The organism is Geobacter sp. OR-1 (genome assembly GCF_000813145.1).
Classification (GTDB): Bacteria; Desulfobacterota; Desulfuromonadia; order Geobacterales; family DSM-12255; genus Geoanaerobacter.
Genome location: NZ_BAZF01000003.1, coordinates 280186 through 297865, shown reverse-complemented (window position 1 = coordinate 297865; position 17680 = coordinate 280186). Strand labels below are relative to the sequence as shown.

The window sequence follows — 17680 nt, the reverse complement described above, 5'->3', positions numbered from 1 at the left end:
ACGAACTAAAGCGCCTTCTTAATCAAGGCCTCTAACTGGGACTTGGGAACAGCGCCTACTACCTGGTCAACAACCTTCCCCTCCTTGAAGAGGATGATCGTCGGGATACCCCTGACCCCGTATTTGGATGGCGTTGCCGGATTATCGTCCACGTTTACCTTGCCGACCTTGACCTTACCCTCGTACTCCTGGGCTATGGTATCGATCAGCGGTGCAATCGCCTTGCAGGGGGCACACCATGTTGCCCAGAAATCTACTATTACCGGCAGATTGCTCTGCAGAACTTCAGCCTCAAAATTAGCGTCAGTAAAAGCTGAAACCATTTCACTTGCCATAATCGCTCCTTACTTTGATGTTTTTATGCAGAAAACTATATCTTACTATCAGGAAAAATCAAGATCATTTGCCCCCCCTGCCTCCAGGCATTATTCAAACCAAACGTGAATCGTGGCAAATCTCGTCACACATGATATATTATCAACTTCGTGTATGACATATCGACCGGAAAGACCTTTCAGATGCCTCAGCTGACCATATCTCTCGACCTGCACGGCAAACCGGCGGTAGTCGTGGGCGGAGGCAGAGTTGCGGCACGAAAGTGCCTTACTCTGATACGCTGCGGAGCAGATGTAACCGTTATTTCGCCATTGCCGGCAACTGGCGTGCAACGGCTGGTAAGGCTTGCACTGATCAATCATTTACCGAGAAATTATTCCGAAGGCGACCTCAAGGGAGCGGTAATTGTTTTTGCGGCTACAGACCAGCCGGAGATCAACCGCCGGGTTGCATCAGAAGCAGCCATGCACGGCGTTCCGGTAAATGTTGCCGATTCACGGGAATTCAGCTCCTTCAGCTCACCCGCCACCCTGAGACGCGGAGAGCTGTCAATTGCCGTTACAACCGGCGGCAGCGCGCCGGCCTTGTCCCGCAGAATCAGGAAGCAACTCGCTGTAATCTATGGCAGGGAATATGCCGATACCGTGGCCCTGCTGGGGAAAATCAGAGAAAAGCTATTGACTCAAAATGACAACCGCAGATACAATAAGCGGATTTTAAGCGACCTGGCAAACAGTCCGATCCCGGAACTACTTAAAAATGGGATGCCCAGAGAAGTAGAACATCTCATCCTGGAACTCTGCGGCCCGGGCTTTACCCTGGATGAGCTTGGAATGCGGAAAGAGACCACTAAATGAACGCCATGCTCTATTTTTTCACATTAGGTTTATACCTTGCAGCCACAATTACCTATCTGGTCTATCTGGTCAAGCCGCAACCATCCCTGGCAAAGACCTCCCGCTGGATAATATACGGTGGCTTCCTGATCCACGCCCTTTTTACGCTCGGCCGCTACTTCGAGGGAGGCCGAACCCCGATAACCAACCTGCATGAATCCCTCTCATTTTTCAGCCTGGCGATTGTCGGGGTTTTTATTGTATTCGAGCGCCGCTACAAGGTGACGATCCTCGGATCTTTCGTGATTCCGATTGCCCTGGTACTGATGTCGATCTCGATGCTGTTCCCAATGGGGATTGCCCCGCTCAACCCGGCCCTCAAGAGCAAATGGCTGGTTGTGCATACCGTCGTCGCCTTTCTTGGCTATGCCAGCTTCACTGTCGCCTTTGGCGCCGGGATCATGTACCTGATCCAGGAGCGGTTCCTCAAACAGAAAAAACTGGGAGCAATGTACCAGAAGCTCCCGTCACTCGACAAACTGGACGACATCAATTACCGCTGCCTGACCTTCGGCTTCCCGCTGCTCACCCTGGCGATAATCTCCGGAGCCATCTGGGCCGAAACTGCCTGGGGCACCTACTGGAGCTGGGACCCGAAAGAGACCTGGTCCCTGATCACCTGGTTTGTCTATGCCGCCCTTCTGCACGGGCGACTCACGACTGGTTGGCGCGGCCGCAAGGCGGCGATCCTGGCGATTGCCGGGTTTTTCGTGCTCCTTTTCACCTTTTTAGGAGTCAATCTCTTACTGTCCGGACTGCACAGCTACAAGTAAAGCGGGGACTTTCAGCAGATGAATATCATAGTAGTGGGGCTGTCACACAAAACCGCCTCTGTTGACATAAGGGAAAAAGTGGCTTTCGCGCCGACCAACATGGAAAAGCCGTTGCGGGCACTTGTTGATATCCCTGACATAACTGAGGCGATTATTGTTTCCACCTGCAACCGGGTTGAGGTTTATGTAACCACGCACGATATCGCCGGCGGCATTGCCCGCGTAAAGCGCTTCCTTGCCGACTACCATAACCTTTCCCTTGAAAACCTCGATCCGCACCTTTATGCCCATCACGGCGAGGAAGCGATCCGGCACGTCTTCAGGGTTGCCTCAAGCCTTGATTCCATGGTCGTGGGCGAACCGCAGATCCTCGGGCAGATAAAGACCTCTTACGGCTATGCCGCAGAATTCAAATCGTCCGGCATCATCCTCAACCGCTTCCTGCATAAGGCATTTTCCGTAGCCAAAAGAGTACGCACTGAAACCAAAATCGCCTCATCGGCGGTTTCCGTCGCCTTTGCCGCAGTAGAACTGTCCAGGAAGATATTCGACGAACTGAGCGACAAGACCGTCATGCTGATCGGCGCCGGCGAGATGTGTGAACTGGCTGCCAAGCATTTCCTGAACAACGGCGTCCGGGGGGTCATGGTAACTAACCGGACCTTCGAGAGAGCTGAGCGGTTGGCAGACGAGTTCGGCGGCAGGGCGGTCAAGTTCGACGACCTGTTCGACTACCTGCACAAGGCTGACATCATCCTCTCGTCTACCGGAGCGCCACACTGCATCATCGGTCCGAAAGACCTTGATGAGGTCATGCGGAAACGCAAGCAAAAGCCGATGTTCTTCATCGACATCGCTGTGCCGCGCGACATTGATCCCAAGGTCAATGATGTCGAGAACGTCTACCTCTACACGGTTGACGACCTCCAGGAAGTGGTCCAGGCCAACCTGGCCCAAAGGGCCGAAGAGGCGAAAAAGGCGGAAGATATCGTCAACCAGGAGATCGGCCAGTTCTTCAAGTGGCTGTCATCCCTTGAAGTCACCCCGACTATCGTTGCCCTCCGGGCCAGATTCGACGAAATCCGCCGCACCGAACTGGAAAAGACCCTGGCAAACTGGAAGGATCTCCCCCCGGACGGCCAGAAACGATTGGAAGCGTTGACAAACGCGATCATGAACAAACTGCTTCATCCGCCGACCAGCCTGCTCAAAAAGGCCGGCCAGGGGGGACGGACAGATCTGTATGTTGACGCCCTGCGGGCACTATTCGAGCTTCAGACCGCCGACGAAGGGGAGCAGGAGCTCGGAGAGCTGGAAGAATAATACAATAGGCTACTGGCCGGCACCGGGTTAACCTGGCGCCGGTTTCAGTAGCGTAACAAGGAGATAGACAGATGGCATTGAAGCAGCTACGCATAGGCACCCGGGCCAGCCAACTCGCACTATGGCAGGCAAACTGGGTCAAGTCGGAACTTGAAAAACGCTATCCGGACATGGAAGTGACCCTGACCAAAATTAAGACCATTGGGGACAAGATTCTCGATGTCCCGCTGGCGCAAGTCGGCGGCAAAGGGCTCTTCGTAAAAGAGATAGAAGAGGCGATGCTTCGCGGCGAGATCGATATCGCCGTGCACAGCATGAAGGATGTCCCGACCGATTTTCCTGAAGGGCTCGGGCTTTACTGCATCACCGAACGCGAAGACCCGCGCGATGCCGTCATATCCAAAGGGGTAAAATTCGCGGATCTGCCGAAAGGAGCGAAGGTCGGGACCAGTGCCCTGCGGCGGCAGGCTCAACTGCTCAAGGTCCGGCCAGACCTGCAGATGGTCGTGATTCGCGGCAATGTCGAAACCCGGATGAAAAAGCTCGATACCGAAGGGCTCGACGCGGTCATTCTGGCTGCGGCCGGGCTCAACCGCCTGGGCTATACCGAAAACGTCACCGAACTCCTCCCCACCGACCTGTCGCTGCCGGCCATCGGCCAGGGAGCACTGGGGATCGAGTGTTCCTTGAGCAACGAACCGGTAAAGGAGGCGATCGCCTTCTTCAACCATCCTGCCACCAGTTATGCAGTACGGGCCGAGCGGGCGCTGCTCAAGCGCTGCGAAGGCGGGTGCCAGGTTCCGATTGCCGCGTTCGGCGAGGTGAGCGGCGATCAGATGACCCTGACCGGTTTCATCGCCTCGGTTGACGGCACCCGGACCCTCAAAGAGAGCATCAATGGCCCGGTCGACTCCTGTGAGCACCTCGGTTGCGAGCTTGCCGAGCGACTCCTGCGCAACGGCGGCAAAGAGATCCTCGAAGAGGTTTATCAGCGGGAGATCGGCCGAGTGGACGAAAACGTTTAACTAGCAACCGCACTGACGCCATAACCTAAACGCCGCCGCTTCGGCGGCGTTTTTCTTTGGATACCACCTATGACCAGCAATAACGGCTATGTCTACCTGATCGGCGCCGGACCCGGCGACCCCGGCCTGATAACGGTCCGGGGTCTAAACTGCCTGGCCAGAGCCGATGTGGTCGTTTACGACTACCTTGCCAACGACTCCCTTCTTTCCCATGCGGCCCCAAATGCCGAACTGATCTATGCGGGCAAGGTTGGCGGCGCGCATAACCGTGAGCAGACGCAGATCAATGACCTGTTGGTGCAAAAGGCGCTGGACGGCAAGGTGGTTGCGCGGCTCAAAGGTGGCGACCCGTTTGTGTTCGGCCGGGGGGGGAAGAGTGCGAGGCATTAAGGGCCGCCGGGATCGCTTTTGAGATCGTTCCCGGCGTAACCGCAGCGCTGGGCGCCGCTGCCTATGCCGGCATCCCGCTCACCCATCGCGACATAACCACCTCGGTCGCCCTGGTCACCGGACACGAGCACCCTGGCAAGGAGAGTTCCGAAATCGATTGGGAGAGGCTCTCCCTGGGCAGCGGCACCGTCGTCTTCTACATGGGGGTCAAAAACCTGCAGCAGATCACAGAGAAAATGATCGACCACGGCCGCGCCCCTGATACCCCGGTTGCTCTCGTCCGCTGGGGCACCAGACCCGAGCAGGAGGTCCTGACCGGCACCCTGGAAGAGATAGCGGCTAAAGCCAAAAAGGCCGGGTTCAAGGCACCGGCCATAACCATTGTCGGCGAGGTGGTCCGGATGCGGGAAAAACTCCGCTGGTTCGACACCCGACCCCTGTTCGGCAAAGGGATACTGGTCACCCGCGCGGCCGACCAGGCCGGGGAATTCTCCGCCATGCTGGAGGAACTCGGCGCAACCGTCTGGGAGTGCCCGACCATACAAATCGTTGATCCGGAATCCACAGACGCCATTGATAAGGCGATAACTGAGCTGTCCTCTTTTTCCTGGATCATCTTCACCTCAATCAACACGGTGCAGCACGTTTTTGCGCGGTTGAACGCTCTCGGGCTGGACAGCCGGGCCTTCGGCTCCGGCAAGGTCTGCGCGGTCGGCCCCAAGACAGCTGCGGCCATTGCCAAACACGGTATAACACCGGATATGGTCCCGCCAAACTACAAGGCAGAAGGGGTGATAGAGGCGTTCCGCTCAATGGAGCTCTCAGGCAAGCGGATCTTGTACCCCAAGGCCGACCGTGCCAGAGACCTGATCCCCAAGGCGATGGCAGAGATGGGCGCTGAGGTTGTTGACCCGGTCGCATATCGTAACATCCTACCTGAAGCTGTACCCCCTCCGATACTGCAGGCGCTCGAAGAGCGCAAAATCCACTGCGTTACCTTCACCTCCTCATCGACCGTGGACAACCTGGCAAAGCTTCTCGGCGAAAACCGCTTTCTGCACCTGCTCGACGGAGTGGCGGTTGCCGCCATCGGACCGATCACCGGCCGAACCTGCCGGGACCTGGGACTGAAGGTGACCATCGAGCCGACTCAATATACTATTGCGTCCATGAAGGATGAAATAGTAAGATATTTCAATTCACTCCATTCAAAAGAGGAGAAATAGGCATGTTCTACCCGACTTTCCGCGCCCGCCGCATCCGCGGCAAAGAAGCTTTCCGCAAAATGGTCCGCGAGACCACCCTTACTGCCAATGACCTGATCTATCCGATGTTTTCCGCCTTCGGCAAAGGGATAAAGAAGGAAATCTCTTCCATGCCCGGCATTTACCAGCAGTCGATCGAAAATATCGTCGAGGAGGCGCAGGAGGTCCATGCCCTCGGCGTTCCGGCAGTCATTCTCTTCGGCATCCCGGAGACCAAGGATGCCGTCGGGAGCGATGCCTATGCCGACCACGGCATCATCCAGGAAACGATCCGCGCCCTAAAGAAGCAGGTCCCCGGTCTGGTGGTGATCACGGACGTCTGCATGTGCGAGTATACGGACCACGGCCACTGCGGCATCATCAAGGACGGCGACGTGGACAACGACTCGACCCTGGAACTGCTGGCCAAGGAGGCGCTTTCCCATGCCCAGGCCGGCGCTGACATGGTCGCGCCGTCGGATATGATGGACGGCCGCGTCATGGCGATCCGCGAAGCGCTCGACAATAACGGCTTCAACCATCTCCCACTCATGAGTTATGCGGTGAAATATGCCTCCGGTTATTACGGTCCGTTCCGGGAGGCAGCAGAGTCGACACCGCAGTTCGGCGACCGCCGCTCGTACCAGATGGACCCGGCCAACCGCCTGGAGGCGATCCGCGAGGCCCAGATGGATATCGAGGAAGGCGCCGATATCGTTATGGTGAAACCGGGACTGCCATATCTCGACATCATCCGCGAACTGCGCAACTACACCAATCTCCCGGTCGCCGCCTATAACGTGTCCGGTGAATACAGCATGATCAAGGCTGCCGGGAAGATGGGATGGATCGACGAAGAGCGGGTCATCATGGAGACCATGATCTCGTTCAAGCGGGCCGGTGCCGACCTGATCCTCACCTATCACGCCAAGGAAGTGGCCGCGCTTTTGAAGAAAGGGATGTAGCAAAGCAAGGAAACGTACAAGCGCAAGGAAATCAGCAGCACAATGAGGGCCTGCCGAAACGGCGGGCCCTCTTGTTTTTAACCGTTCTTTCTGGTAAATATGACCAATTTAATCGACGGGAGACAATAAATGCTCAGCACATCCGACTTCAAACGCGGCCTTATCATCCAACTGGACGGGGCGCCATGCCTGATAATCGATGTCCATTACCAGTCACCGTCAGCGCGCGGTGCCAGCACCATGGTCAAGACCAAGTACCGCAACCTGCTCACGGCACAGGTACTGGAAAAGACCTTCCGCTCCGGCGACAAGGTGGATGAGGCCGATTTCGAACGCCACAAGGGGCAGTTCCTTTATACCGACGGCGACCGCGGGGTTTTCATGGACCTGGAAACCTATGAGCAGTTCGAAATGGAGGCCGAGGCGTTCAGCCTGATATCCCCTTACCTTCTCGAAGGGACCGAAGTGGTTCTGGGACTGTTCCAGGGCCGGATGGTGAGCGCCGACCCGCCGCAATCCGTGGAACTGATCGTCACCGAAACTGCACCGGTATTGAAAAACTCCACTGCCACCGCCCAGACCAAAGAAGCAATCCTTGAGACCGGTCTCAGACTCCAGGTTCCGCCTTATCTCGAATCAGGAGAAAAAACTTAAGGTCGATACCCGGGAAGGGCGCTTTCTCTCCAGGGCCTGACAGAGATTCCAACCCAAATCCGAAATTATTAACCCATTTATTCTGTTGACATTTCAACAGAATTCCTATTATATTTTTTCGTTTTTGGCGGCCCATAGCACCAACGCCTTTTACTAACAGGCAAACAATAAAGAGAAGGAGTTTAGTCAAATGGAACAGTACGCAGTATATTTCGCCCTGGCATGCGCCGCAGCAGCGGTCGTCTACGGCCTGCTCTCGGCAAACTGGATTCTGTCGCTCCCGCAGGGGAATGACAGGATGAAGCAGATCGCAGCCGCAATCCAGGAAGGCGCAGGCGCCTACATGAAGCGCCAGTACACCATCATTGCCGTTGTCGGAGCTGTCATGTTCGTTGCTCTCTTTGCAACCCTCGGCGCCAAGACAGCGGTTGGATTCGCCATAGGAGCACTCTTCTCCGGTCTTACCGGCTTCATCGGCATGTTTGTTTCGGTCCGGGCCAACGTGCGGACCACCGAAGCAGCAAAGTCAGGCATACATAAAGCTCTCAATGTCGCCTTCAAGGGTGGCGCCATCACCGGCATGCTGGTTGTCGGACTGGGACTTCTCGGCGTTGCCGGTTACTACCTGGCCCTGCAGCAGCTCATGCCGGGCGCACCGGTAAAAGACATAGTCAGCCAGCTGGTCGGGCTCGGCTTCGGCGGCTCGCTGATCTCGATCTTTGCCCGTCTCGGTGGCGGGATCTTCACCAAGGGCGCTGACGTCGGCGCTGACCTCGTCGGCAAGGTCGAAGCCGGCATCCCGGAAGACGACCCGCGCAACCCGGCAGTTATTGCCGACAACGTCGGCGACAACGTCGGTGACTGCGCCGGTATGGCCGCAGACCTCTTTGAAACCTATGCAGTTACCCTGATCGCCGCCATGCTGCTCGGCGCTATCGCCTTTGTCGGCAATTCCGCTGCTGTCAGCTACCCGCTGATCCTTGGCGGCATCTCCATCATCACCTCCATTATCGGCACCTTTTTCGTCAAGCTCGGCGCTAACCAGAAGATCATGCCGGCCCTGTACAAAGGACTGATCGCCTCGGCCGTCCTTGCCTGCATCGCATTCTATTTCGTCACCGCCCAGATGTTCCCCCAGGGATTGACCAACGCCAGCGGACAGACCTTTAGCGCCATGAACATCTTCGTCTCCGCCATCGTTGGCCTCGTTGTTACCGGTGCCATTTTCTGGATCACCGAATACTATACCGCCACCGAGTACGCTCCGGTGCGGCATATTGCCGAAGCCTCCACCACCGGTCACGGCACCAACGTCATTGCCGGTCTCGGCATTTCGATGAAATCAACGGCACTGCCGGTGATCGTCATCGCTGCCGGTATCATCGTTTCCTTCAACTCTGCCGGAGTTTACGGCATTGCCATTGCCGCGGTTTCCATGCTCTCTCTCACCGGTATCGTCGTTGCCATGGACGCCTACGGCCCGATTACCGACAACGCTGGCGGCATTGCCGAGATGGCCGAACTGGACAAGTCGGTCCGCGACGTCACCGATCCGCTCGACGCAGTCGGCAACACCACCAAGGCCGTCACCAAGGGATACGCCATCGGCTCTGCCGGTCTGGCGGCAGTCATCCTCTTCACCTCTTATGTCGATGAGCTGAAACTGGTCGGCAAGTCCATTTCCTTCGATCTGTCCGACCCATACATCATCGTCGGTCTGTTCATCGGCGGCATGCTTCCTTACTACTTTGCTGCGCTCTGCATGGAAGCGGTCGGCAAGGCAGGTGGAGCCGTTGTCGTCGAGGTCCGCCGCCAGTTCCGCGAGATCAAGGGGATCATGGAAGGTACCGGCAAGCCCGACTACGCCTCCTGCGTTGACATCGTCACCAAAACCGCCCTCAAGGAGATGGTTATCCCCGGCCTGATTCCGATCGCCGCACCGGTCATCGTCGGCTTCACCCTCGGTCCCAAGGCCCTGGGCGGCGTGATTGTCGGCACCATCGTTACCGGCATCTTTGTCGCCATCTCCATGACCACTGGCGGCGGCGCCTGGGATAACGCCAAAAAGTACATCGAGGACGGCCACTTCGGCGGCAAAGGCGGCGATGCCCACAAGGCCGCCGTTACCGGCGACACTGTCGGCGATCCGTACAAGGACACTGCCGGCCCGGCGGTCAACCCGATGATCAAGATCATCAACATCGTGTCGCTGCTGATCGTGCCGCTGCTCAGCAAGATGTAATCCCTGCTGAATCTGCGCTGTTATGAAAAAAACGGCCGTCCGGAACACCGGGCGGCCTTTTCGCATCAAGGGCAGCATTACGGCTACTCAGAAATGGCCCAGATTATGATTGCAAGGAATTTTGAATTGGAGTAGGCTATTTATTAGCTTTAATTAATATAAATCAAAAGCCAAACCCCGGATGACCGGGGGACGGAAAGCCACGGGACTTATGCTTCAGCAGGCTTCGCGCTGCTAAAGTTGGCCGGGTTGCCGGGGGCGCCATCCGAATGAGGCGCATCCGAGCATCCCGGCTTTTTTGATCCTACAATTAAATGTCAGGTGAATCCCGGAGAATGCGCCGAGGAAGACATCACAACCCGTTGCTGGTGATTTCTAACAAGGAGGTCACTATGAGAACGTGGGGACTTGATACGTCAACAGCGCTTCGTTGTAGCCATTACGCCAGTCATTATGTCCACCTGCGCCACCCGCTGCCCACCAGACTCGACCGTACCATTGCCGCAGTTTGCCCCCTTATCCTGGTAAGCATCCGAAAACGATCATCCTGGCTTCTGAAGATAGCAATGACAATACTGGTAACTCTGCTGCACACAGACGCACACGCCAGGACCGCAAGCCCCGGAAATGCCGTGCCAGATGCTGTTGGAACTGCAGAGATGGCTCACTTCTCAAGACATGAACTCAACAAACGAATGCTTCAGGACAACAACGAACTGATTATTAAGTTCAAGAGCAACGTACCACATGGTGCCATGAGCGCATTGCACGAATCTTTGGGCTCCAAGAAAACAAAAGCGATAAAGTCGTTGGCTTTACAGAGAGTGCAATTAAGAAAGGGATACTCGGTCAGGCAGGCCGCGGAAGATTATCGTAAGAGCCAGATTGTCGAATATGCGGAACCGAATTTTTTGGTTACCGCGACGCGAACACCGAATGACAGTGAATTCAACGGTCAATGGGGGCTCAAAAAGATTGATGCCCCAGCGGCATGGGATAGTTCCATCGGGAGTGACCAAGTTGTCGTTGGCGTCATTGACACCGGTATCGATTACAACCACCCCGATCTGGCTGACAATGTGTGGCGAAGGCCGGCAAGTGTACCTGATGGCTATAGTGATGATGAGAACAATTCGTATGCCAACATAGTGTATGGCATCAACACCAATAATGGCACTAGCAACCCAATGGATGACAATGGGCACGGGACACACGTTGCCGGTATCATAGGCGCCACAGGTAACAACTTCATCGGTGTGTCCGGCGCGAACTGGAGCATCAAGATACTCACCTGCAAATTTCTGGATGTCAACGGCTACGGGTACCTGTTTGATGCCTTGGCGTGTCTCGATTTCGTCCGCGAAATGAAAGAAAGAGGGGTAAATCTCGTAGCAACCAACAACAGTTGGGAGATAGAGGGGGGATTCGAGTCCAGCGCGTTGCTAGATGCCGTCGAGGCACAACGGGTCGCGGGTATCCTTTTCGTTGCGTCTGCGGGCAATGATTCTTCCGACAATGACCGGATAGCACGTTACCCTGCCACCATTGACAAACCCAACCTGATTTCTGTGGCAGCAATGGAGATATCGGACATTATGGCGCAGTTTTCTAACTATGGGAGAAGAACGGTCCACATAGGAGCGCCGGGGCAGTCAATAATAAGCAGCTATATCGGGGGAACATATGAGTACCTTTCCGGGACATCAATGGCTGCCCCCCACGTAACAGGGGTTGCGGCATTGCTCAAGGCACAGGATATGAGCCGTGACTGGGTTGCTCTGAAAAACCGTATCTTGTCTGGCGGGAAAGCGTTTCCTTCCCTGCACGACATGACTATTTCCGGCAGACTGGTAAACGCTTACGGATCAATGGCCTGCAGCAGCACGTTGCTCAATGCCCCGCTGTTGACAGTGCTGAAGTTTCCGACAGCACCGGTCGCGGGCACTGCATACCCGCTTGCAGCCCTGAGCATAAACTGCGACAGACCTTACGGCTTCGACAACGATGCCGAGGCCAGGGTCACCCTTTCCACAGGTGGCAGCATCACGCTGAAGGACGACGACAGGGACGGCATTTACACCGGGACCTGGACCCCTACGTCAGACCACCTGAGTGACGTCGTAAGGCTCACCTTCACGTCACCGGCAGGCTCGGAAACGGTCGCGACTCCTTCCGTAAAAGGCAAAGGGTTCTTCACGGCACCAACCGTAGTGACGAACGACTCATACATTTTTCTGAATCACCAGGCGTATGGCTCCGTTACCCTGTCTGCCACCGGAGGCGCCCCCCCCGTATACCTGGAGCTCACCGGACGATCTATCGGCAATCGGATTATCCCTCAGCCCGGAAGGTGTTTTGAGCGGCACCCCGTTATACGCTTTGGCAAAGGATGTCCGGGTCAAGGTTACGGACAGCCTGTCGATGTCAGATCTCGGCTATGTGAGGATTGTTGTCACGTCAGGGGCGATTGACGGCTGGCCACGGACTCTGGAGCAGAGAGGAACCAATGACAGCCAGGCGCTCTCGTCCAACCCAGTATTTTATGACATCAACAATGACGGGAAGGAGGAACTACTCGCACCTGACCTGAACGTACTGACGGTATTTTACGCCGACGGCACAGTAAGGAAGATATCCTTCCCCGGCCCGGTATCAACCCCGGCGCTTGCAGACCTGGATGGTGACCAAAGTATAGAACTTATCGTTTCGGTGAGTGGTCTCGGCACGTTGCCATATCTCTACCTCTTGGGGGGTGATCTGGCCGAACATCAGGGGTTCCCTGTTGCAGTTCACACCCAAGAAGCCAGCGCAAGCACGCCGGTGGTTGAGGACCTCAACAATGATGGCAATCTGGAGGTTATTGTCGTCTGCAGACCCAAAACCGCATCCACCGAGGCCGCTACCACCGACGACATGGTAATTCTCGACAACCAAGGGAACATGCTTCCGGGATGGCCAAAGAGTTTTGGGCCGCCATTCGACTCGAACACCGAACATCTCCCGGCGGTCGGGGATATCGACCTGGATGGGTCAAAGGAGATAGTATTCGCTGCAAATGACGGCTTTATGCGGATATTCCGCCTTGGAAGCGGGCTCCTCGGAGACTTGGCTACGCAATGGCCGTATCGGTATTTCGACGAATATACCCCGTTTTTCAGCCCGGTGCTGGTTGACATCGACAATGACGGGCGCCTGGAAATAACGACCAAATTCCTGTTCTGGAGCAGTTACATGGCGGTAAGGATATTTGAAGGGAACGGCTCAGAGCTCTGGAGCAGCTGGTACAGCCGGACCGCCACAGGATCTTATGACGGACTGATCGCCGGAGACATTGACGGCAACGGCATGCCTGAGATCATCTACAACGCACCTGGCACCTCATCCGACACCATGCACGTAATCGAGTTCAAGGACTCGGCCTTCACAGATATAATTTTCGCTAGTGACCTGTCCGGGAACCCGGTTGTCGGGGATATAAACGGAGATACTGCCAGGGAGATTCACTATGCGCTTCTGGATAACAGCCAGAATCTGTCCCAGGTTATCACGCTCAACTCCCTGCGTGCAACAATGCCCCCAGCAGCCTGTCTCCCGTCAGTCAGCGGCAACAACTTTTCGCCGGCACTCGGTGATTTCTTCGACGACGGCAGGATTGAGGCGGTCGCAAAAAGCGCAGGCGGCATCCTCTCCATGATCCAGGCAGGCACGTCGTCTCCGACCCATCTGCTCGAATGGCCGGTATACCGGCATGACGTCCAGCATACCGGCAAGCTCCCTGTACCACTGGTCACATTATCGATCCTGTCCCACGATTTTTCCAGGATAACGGTCGGGGCAACGTCTCCTGCCAGGGATGCAACCATCACCAATTCAGGATTATCTGAACTGACAATCCTTTCGCTCGGCATGTCCGGGAACGACCAGGCAATGTTCATACTGTCTCCGGGAACATGCGGACCGCTCCCGAAAACATTGAGCCTTGGCCAGAGCTGCACAGTCTCCGTGGCGTTCGCCCCGACAGCTGCCGGGACTAAAACGGCAGAGCTCGTCATCGGCACAAATGCCTCAGTTCTGTCATCACTCAAGGTTCCGTTCTCCGGAATTGGCCAGAACCCTTTCCAAACATTAGCCCTTTCTTTTGCCGGCACCGGACAGGGAACCGTATCGGTCCAGCAGCAAGGCTCAGACCCAGAAAATCCGGGCACCTATTTCGGGACCTGTTCAAGCAGCTGTAGCATGCAGATTGACATGGGTTCCCTGGTTCGTCTTTATGCCGGTCCGTACGAAAGCTCCCTCTTTGCGGAGTGGACCGGCTGCGATTCCATAAATGACTCCAGTTGCTCGATCACCATGGATACGAATCGAAGCGTGCAGGTTATGTTCGTCCTGAAGACATTTACGGTAACGGGAACTGTTGCGGGAGCAAACGGCAGCATATCCCCTGCGTCTTCCTCGGTAACCTACGGTGCAGGCTTTACAGCCATCATTTCGCCATTGCCCGGATTCTACGTTAAGACCCTGCATGATAACGGCGTATTGGTCTCGCCATTTTTTGATTCAGAGACCAATCAATATCGTTATTCGATTAATGAAATTAACTCCGATCATAACCTGATTGCCTCATTTGCCTCAGACCCTGTGCCAAAAGTCGCTCATATGAAGCATGCACGATGGATGCATACGGCAACCCTGCTCGACAATGGCAGGGTCCTCCTTGCCGGAGGATTGGGAGACGGTTTAAATACCGCCGAGATGTACGACCCGGCAGCCGGCGCATTCATTGATGCACGCACCATGACAGCCTACAGATATGCCCACACCGCCACTCTTCTCAACACCGGAGAAGTTCTGCTAACAGGCGGCCATTCATATGCTGCAGGCATCGTACAAACCTCTGCGGAACTGTACAACCCTGTTGCTGGCTCATTCACTGCCACCGGCCGGATGACAACACCCCGTTTCAGGCACACCGCCACCAGACTTACCAACGGCAGGGTTCTGATAACCGGCGGCATGAGAAAATACAATGAGCTTGAACCGAATGCGGTTACCGCAACTGCTGAGCTTTATGATCCGGGCACTCAAACATTTACGCCAACCGGCACCATGTCTGTCGGCCGTTATGCTCATAATGCCGTGCTCATTGCCGACGGCAGAGTACTGATAACCGGTGGGCAGACAGTTTTATCGGGGAGCGGAACCACTCTCAGCTCGGCTGAAATATATAACCCGGCAAACGGCCAATTCACTCTGATCAGCACTATGACACATGCACAGTCATGGCATTCCGCTACACTGCTTCAGAACGGCAAGGCATTGATCGGAACCGCTGACATATTCAATCCTGCGTCCGAAACATTCACCCCGGTAACGGGCGCCCAACCCTACTTCGAGTACCAACCAACCTCCACCGCAACAAAAGCCGGGACCGTATTGGTCGCCGGCGGGTCATTGGCGAACCCGACAATCGTGTATCTCCCCACTGACGGTAATTTTCATCCCAAAGAGAGTCTGCTGAGTGAAAGATCCTTTCACTCAGCCACCTTGCTGCAAGACGGCAGAATACTTCTTGCCGGCGGCATGTCGAGCTACAATCGAAGCAGCCTTACCAGTGCCGTCCTGCTCGATTTTGTTCCCGATCTTCGCATGTCGGTCATATCTACCCCGTCAGCCGCCAAAACGGGGGATCGCTTTTCAGTAAACAGCGCTGTGCTGGCCAGCCCGACAGGCGATCGTGCGTCCTCATTTTATATCGCGTTTTTGCTCGTCAATGCTGCCGGCAGCGAGATGTGGTTAGCTGACCAATATGTCGGTGGACTTGCAGCCGGGGGAATGAAAAACTCGGACACAACGATCGTCATACCAACCGGACTACCCAAAGGAAACTACAGCATTGTCGCCAAGGCAGACTGTCATAACTGGATTCAGGAAGAGGACGAAGAGAACAACATCATCACGAGCAGCCCAATTGTCATTGCCGGAAGCGATGTGATAATGAATTCCGTTATTCCCTTGCAGTCGGCTGCGCTCAGAGGAGAAACAGTAACGGTACGCAGCTCGGTTACAGGGAATCGACTCTACGGAGCAGCATCCGGGTTTTATATAACATTGTATATCCGTCAAGCGACCGGCGACAAGTGGCTGGCTGACCGCTACATTGGCGGACTTCTACCGGGGGAAACGAAAAGCTCGGACACAGCGATTGCCATACCGTCCGGACTGGCTAAAGGAAACTACATTATTGCCGCCAAAGCGGACAGTCATGACTGGATTCAGGAAGAAGACGAATGGAACAACTCTGTTTTCAGCGAACCGATATCAATAACCGGGCTGCAGCCCGAATACGATGCCGCTGAGGATCACAGTTCGATACGATTACGAAACTTCACGTTCACAGAAAACCTTTCTTGCAGCCAGGACAAGCGGGTTACACTGGAGGGGGGATATGATCCCAATTATTCGATACGTTCAGGGAACAGCCGCATCAAAGGGACAGTCACCATTACCAGCGGGATGATAGTTTTTGACCGCATAGAAATCATGTAGTTTACGACCTAGTCGTCAATTTCGAGGAAACCAGAAGTCGCAGGGATGCAGAATGTCAACGCAACAAAAGGCCGTCCGGATCGCTCCGGGCGGCCTTTTGTTGCGTTGACAACCTGAATTCGGTTCACGAAACCGGAGCCACCCCCCATTTCTCCAGCTCGGACAACACCAGACCGGCCAGGCCGCTCAGCGCCACCTCCACCTCCTCGGAAAGCTCCAGCCCCATCTCGATGCTGCCCGGCTGAACGCCTGCCAACACTATTTCTCCAGGCATGATCCCCTGCAGATCTGCCACTGCCAGCAGATCCTTCAACCCCATCTGGTGCGGGGAGAGCTTCGTGGCAAGCGCTACCGGCACCTCTTCTCCCTCAAGCCGCACCAGATCGCCCGGCGCCTTTCCGTTATCCACCGCATCCACGACCAGAAGCCGGTCAATCCCCTCCAGCCTCGGAAGGATGTCGAGCCCCAAGGTGCCGCCGTCAAGCAGTTCCACATTCTCGGGGAACCGGTACCACTCGGCTAGATGCGTCACTACCCTGACTCCGGCGCCGTCGTCTCCCATGACGAGATTGCCGAGTCCGAGCACCATGGTCCTGAGAGGACTACTCATTCCTCCTCCTTGTGCACCGTAAACCGGAATCCACTGAAAATACTGGAAATCTCGGCGCCGTGTTCCTTGATATCCATGAGCCAGGCGCTGTAGATATGGTTAATCACGAAACCGAAGATGCACCACATACTGAGATGATGAATCAACCGGAGCCCCTGATTTGAGACCAGAGTGGTCAGCCAGCCTAAGGCGGCATGCATGGCGCCAAAAGGGGCATGCTCGGAATAGAGGGCAAAACCGGTGAGAATCATGATTATGTAGAAACAGAACAGCAGCGAATAAGCGGTGGCGGCAAGCGGGTTGTGGCCGATGGTTTCCGGCACTTCTTTGTCGATCAGAAAATAATACCTGAGCATCTTGAAAAACTTCTGTCGCCCCTTGCCGGAAAAGAGGGGGAAGAATTCCATCCACCCGGCGTACTGGTTGCCGATAAACGACCAGACAATACGGGAGAGAACGCTGACGGTAAAGAGATAGGCGACCGAGAAATGGATGAACCGTATCCACCCCATCGTGAAATCCGATGCGGAATGGCCGAGGGAAATCGGATAGCCGATCAGGAAGCCGGTGACCGAAAGGGTGACAATGCTGAGGACATTGATCCAGTGGCACCAGCGGACGGGGAGCTCCCAGATATATCTTTTAAACTTGCACTGGCTGCTCATGTTCCCCCCCT

The 17680-nt window shown here is 55.5% G+C and carries 11 protein-coding genes, 2 pseudogenes and 1 riboswitch; of the genes and pseudogenes, 10 read left to right on the top strand and 3 right to left on the bottom strand.

Features of this window, described 5'->3' with window-relative positions; genetic code table 11:
• Positions 1 to 5 precede the first annotated feature (5 nt).
• Positions 6 to 335 (bottom strand): thioredoxin, encoded by a 330-nt coding sequence (trxA, locus tag OR1_RS04955; protein ID WP_041970382.1) that lies wholly within the window; start codon positions 333 to 335, stop codon positions 6 to 8.
• Positions 336 to 518: 183 nt separating this feature from the next.
• Between trxA and OR1_RS04950 the strand changes: the two genes are divergently transcribed.
• The 10 genes and pseudogenes from OR1_RS04950 to OR1_RS20600 all read left to right on the top strand — a co-directional run bounded on the left by OR1_RS04950 (position 519) and on the right by OR1_RS20600 (position 16394).
• Positions 519 to 1193, top strand: a complete 675-nt coding sequence (locus tag OR1_RS04950) for a bifunctional precorrin-2 dehydrogenase/sirohydrochlorin ferrochelatase (protein WP_041970381.1) — start codon at positions 519 to 521, stop codon at positions 1191 to 1193.
• Complete coding sequence (gene ccsB / locus OR1_RS04945) at positions 1190 to 2005, top strand: c-type cytochrome biogenesis protein CcsB (RefSeq protein ID WP_041970379.1); 816 nt, start codon at positions 1190 to 1192, stop codon at positions 2003 to 2005. Before OR1_RS04950 ends, ccsB begins: the two co-directional genes overlap by 4 nt.
• Before the next feature lie 18 nt (positions 2006 to 2023).
• Entirely contained in the window at positions 2024 to 3328 is a 1305-nt protein-coding gene (hemA, locus tag OR1_RS04940) for a glutamyl-tRNA reductase (RefSeq protein ID WP_041970378.1), read from the top strand.
• Positions 3329 to 3399: 71 nt separating this feature from the next.
• On the top strand, positions 3400 to 4353 hold the full coding sequence (gene hemC, locus OR1_RS04935) for a hydroxymethylbilane synthase (protein WP_041970376.1): 954 nt from the start codon (positions 3400 to 3402) through the stop codon (positions 4351 to 4353).
• Positions 4354 to 4422: 69 nt separating this feature from the next.
• A pseudogene (gene cobA / locus OR1_RS04930) lies at positions 4423 to 5969 on the top strand (uroporphyrinogen-III C-methyltransferase).
• Between the two features lie 2 nt (positions 5970 to 5971).
• Positions 5972 to 6952, top strand: coding sequence for a porphobilinogen synthase (gene hemB / locus OR1_RS04925; protein WP_041970375.1), 981 nt, complete (start codon positions 5972 to 5974; stop codon positions 6950 to 6952).
• Positions 6953 to 7081: 129 nt separating this feature from the next.
• A pseudogene (locus OR1_RS04920) lies at positions 7082 to 7646 on the top strand (elongation factor P).
• A 150-nt stretch (positions 7647 to 7796) separates the two neighbouring features.
• Positions 7797 to 9848: a sodium-translocating pyrophosphatase gene (locus tag OR1_RS04915; RefSeq protein ID WP_041970373.1), complete on the top strand. Its 2052-nt coding sequence runs from the start codon at positions 7797 to 7799 to the stop codon at positions 9846 to 9848.
• A 159-nt stretch (positions 9849 to 10007) separates the two neighbouring features.
• Positions 10008 to 10105: riboswitch (cyclic di-GMP riboswitch) on the top strand.
• 135 nt (positions 10106 to 10240) lie between these two features.
• Positions 10241 to 12319 (top strand): S8 family peptidase, encoded by a 2079-nt coding sequence (locus OR1_RS04910; protein ID WP_052440261.1) that lies wholly within the window; start codon positions 10241 to 10243, stop codon positions 12317 to 12319.
• Positions 12204 to 16394: a CARDB domain-containing protein gene (locus OR1_RS20600; RefSeq protein ID WP_160295211.1), complete on the top strand. Its 4191-nt coding sequence runs from the start codon at positions 12204 to 12206 to the stop codon at positions 16392 to 16394. Before OR1_RS04910 ends, OR1_RS20600 begins: the two co-directional genes overlap by 116 nt.
• Positions 16395 to 16518: 124 nt before the next feature.
• On the opposite strand, the gene OR1_RS04900 is transcribed toward OR1_RS20600, so the two are convergent.
• Positions 16519 to 17004 (bottom strand): HyaD/HybD family hydrogenase maturation endopeptidase, encoded by a 486-nt coding sequence (locus OR1_RS04900; protein WP_082002806.1) that lies wholly within the window; start codon positions 17002 to 17004, stop codon positions 16519 to 16521.
• Positions 17001 to 17669: a Ni/Fe-hydrogenase, b-type cytochrome subunit gene (gene cybH, locus OR1_RS04895; protein WP_041970372.1), complete on the bottom strand. Its 669-nt coding sequence runs from the start codon at positions 17667 to 17669 to the stop codon at positions 17001 to 17003. Before cybH ends, OR1_RS04900 begins: the two co-directional genes overlap by 4 nt.
• Positions 17670 to 17680 lie beyond the last annotated feature (11 nt).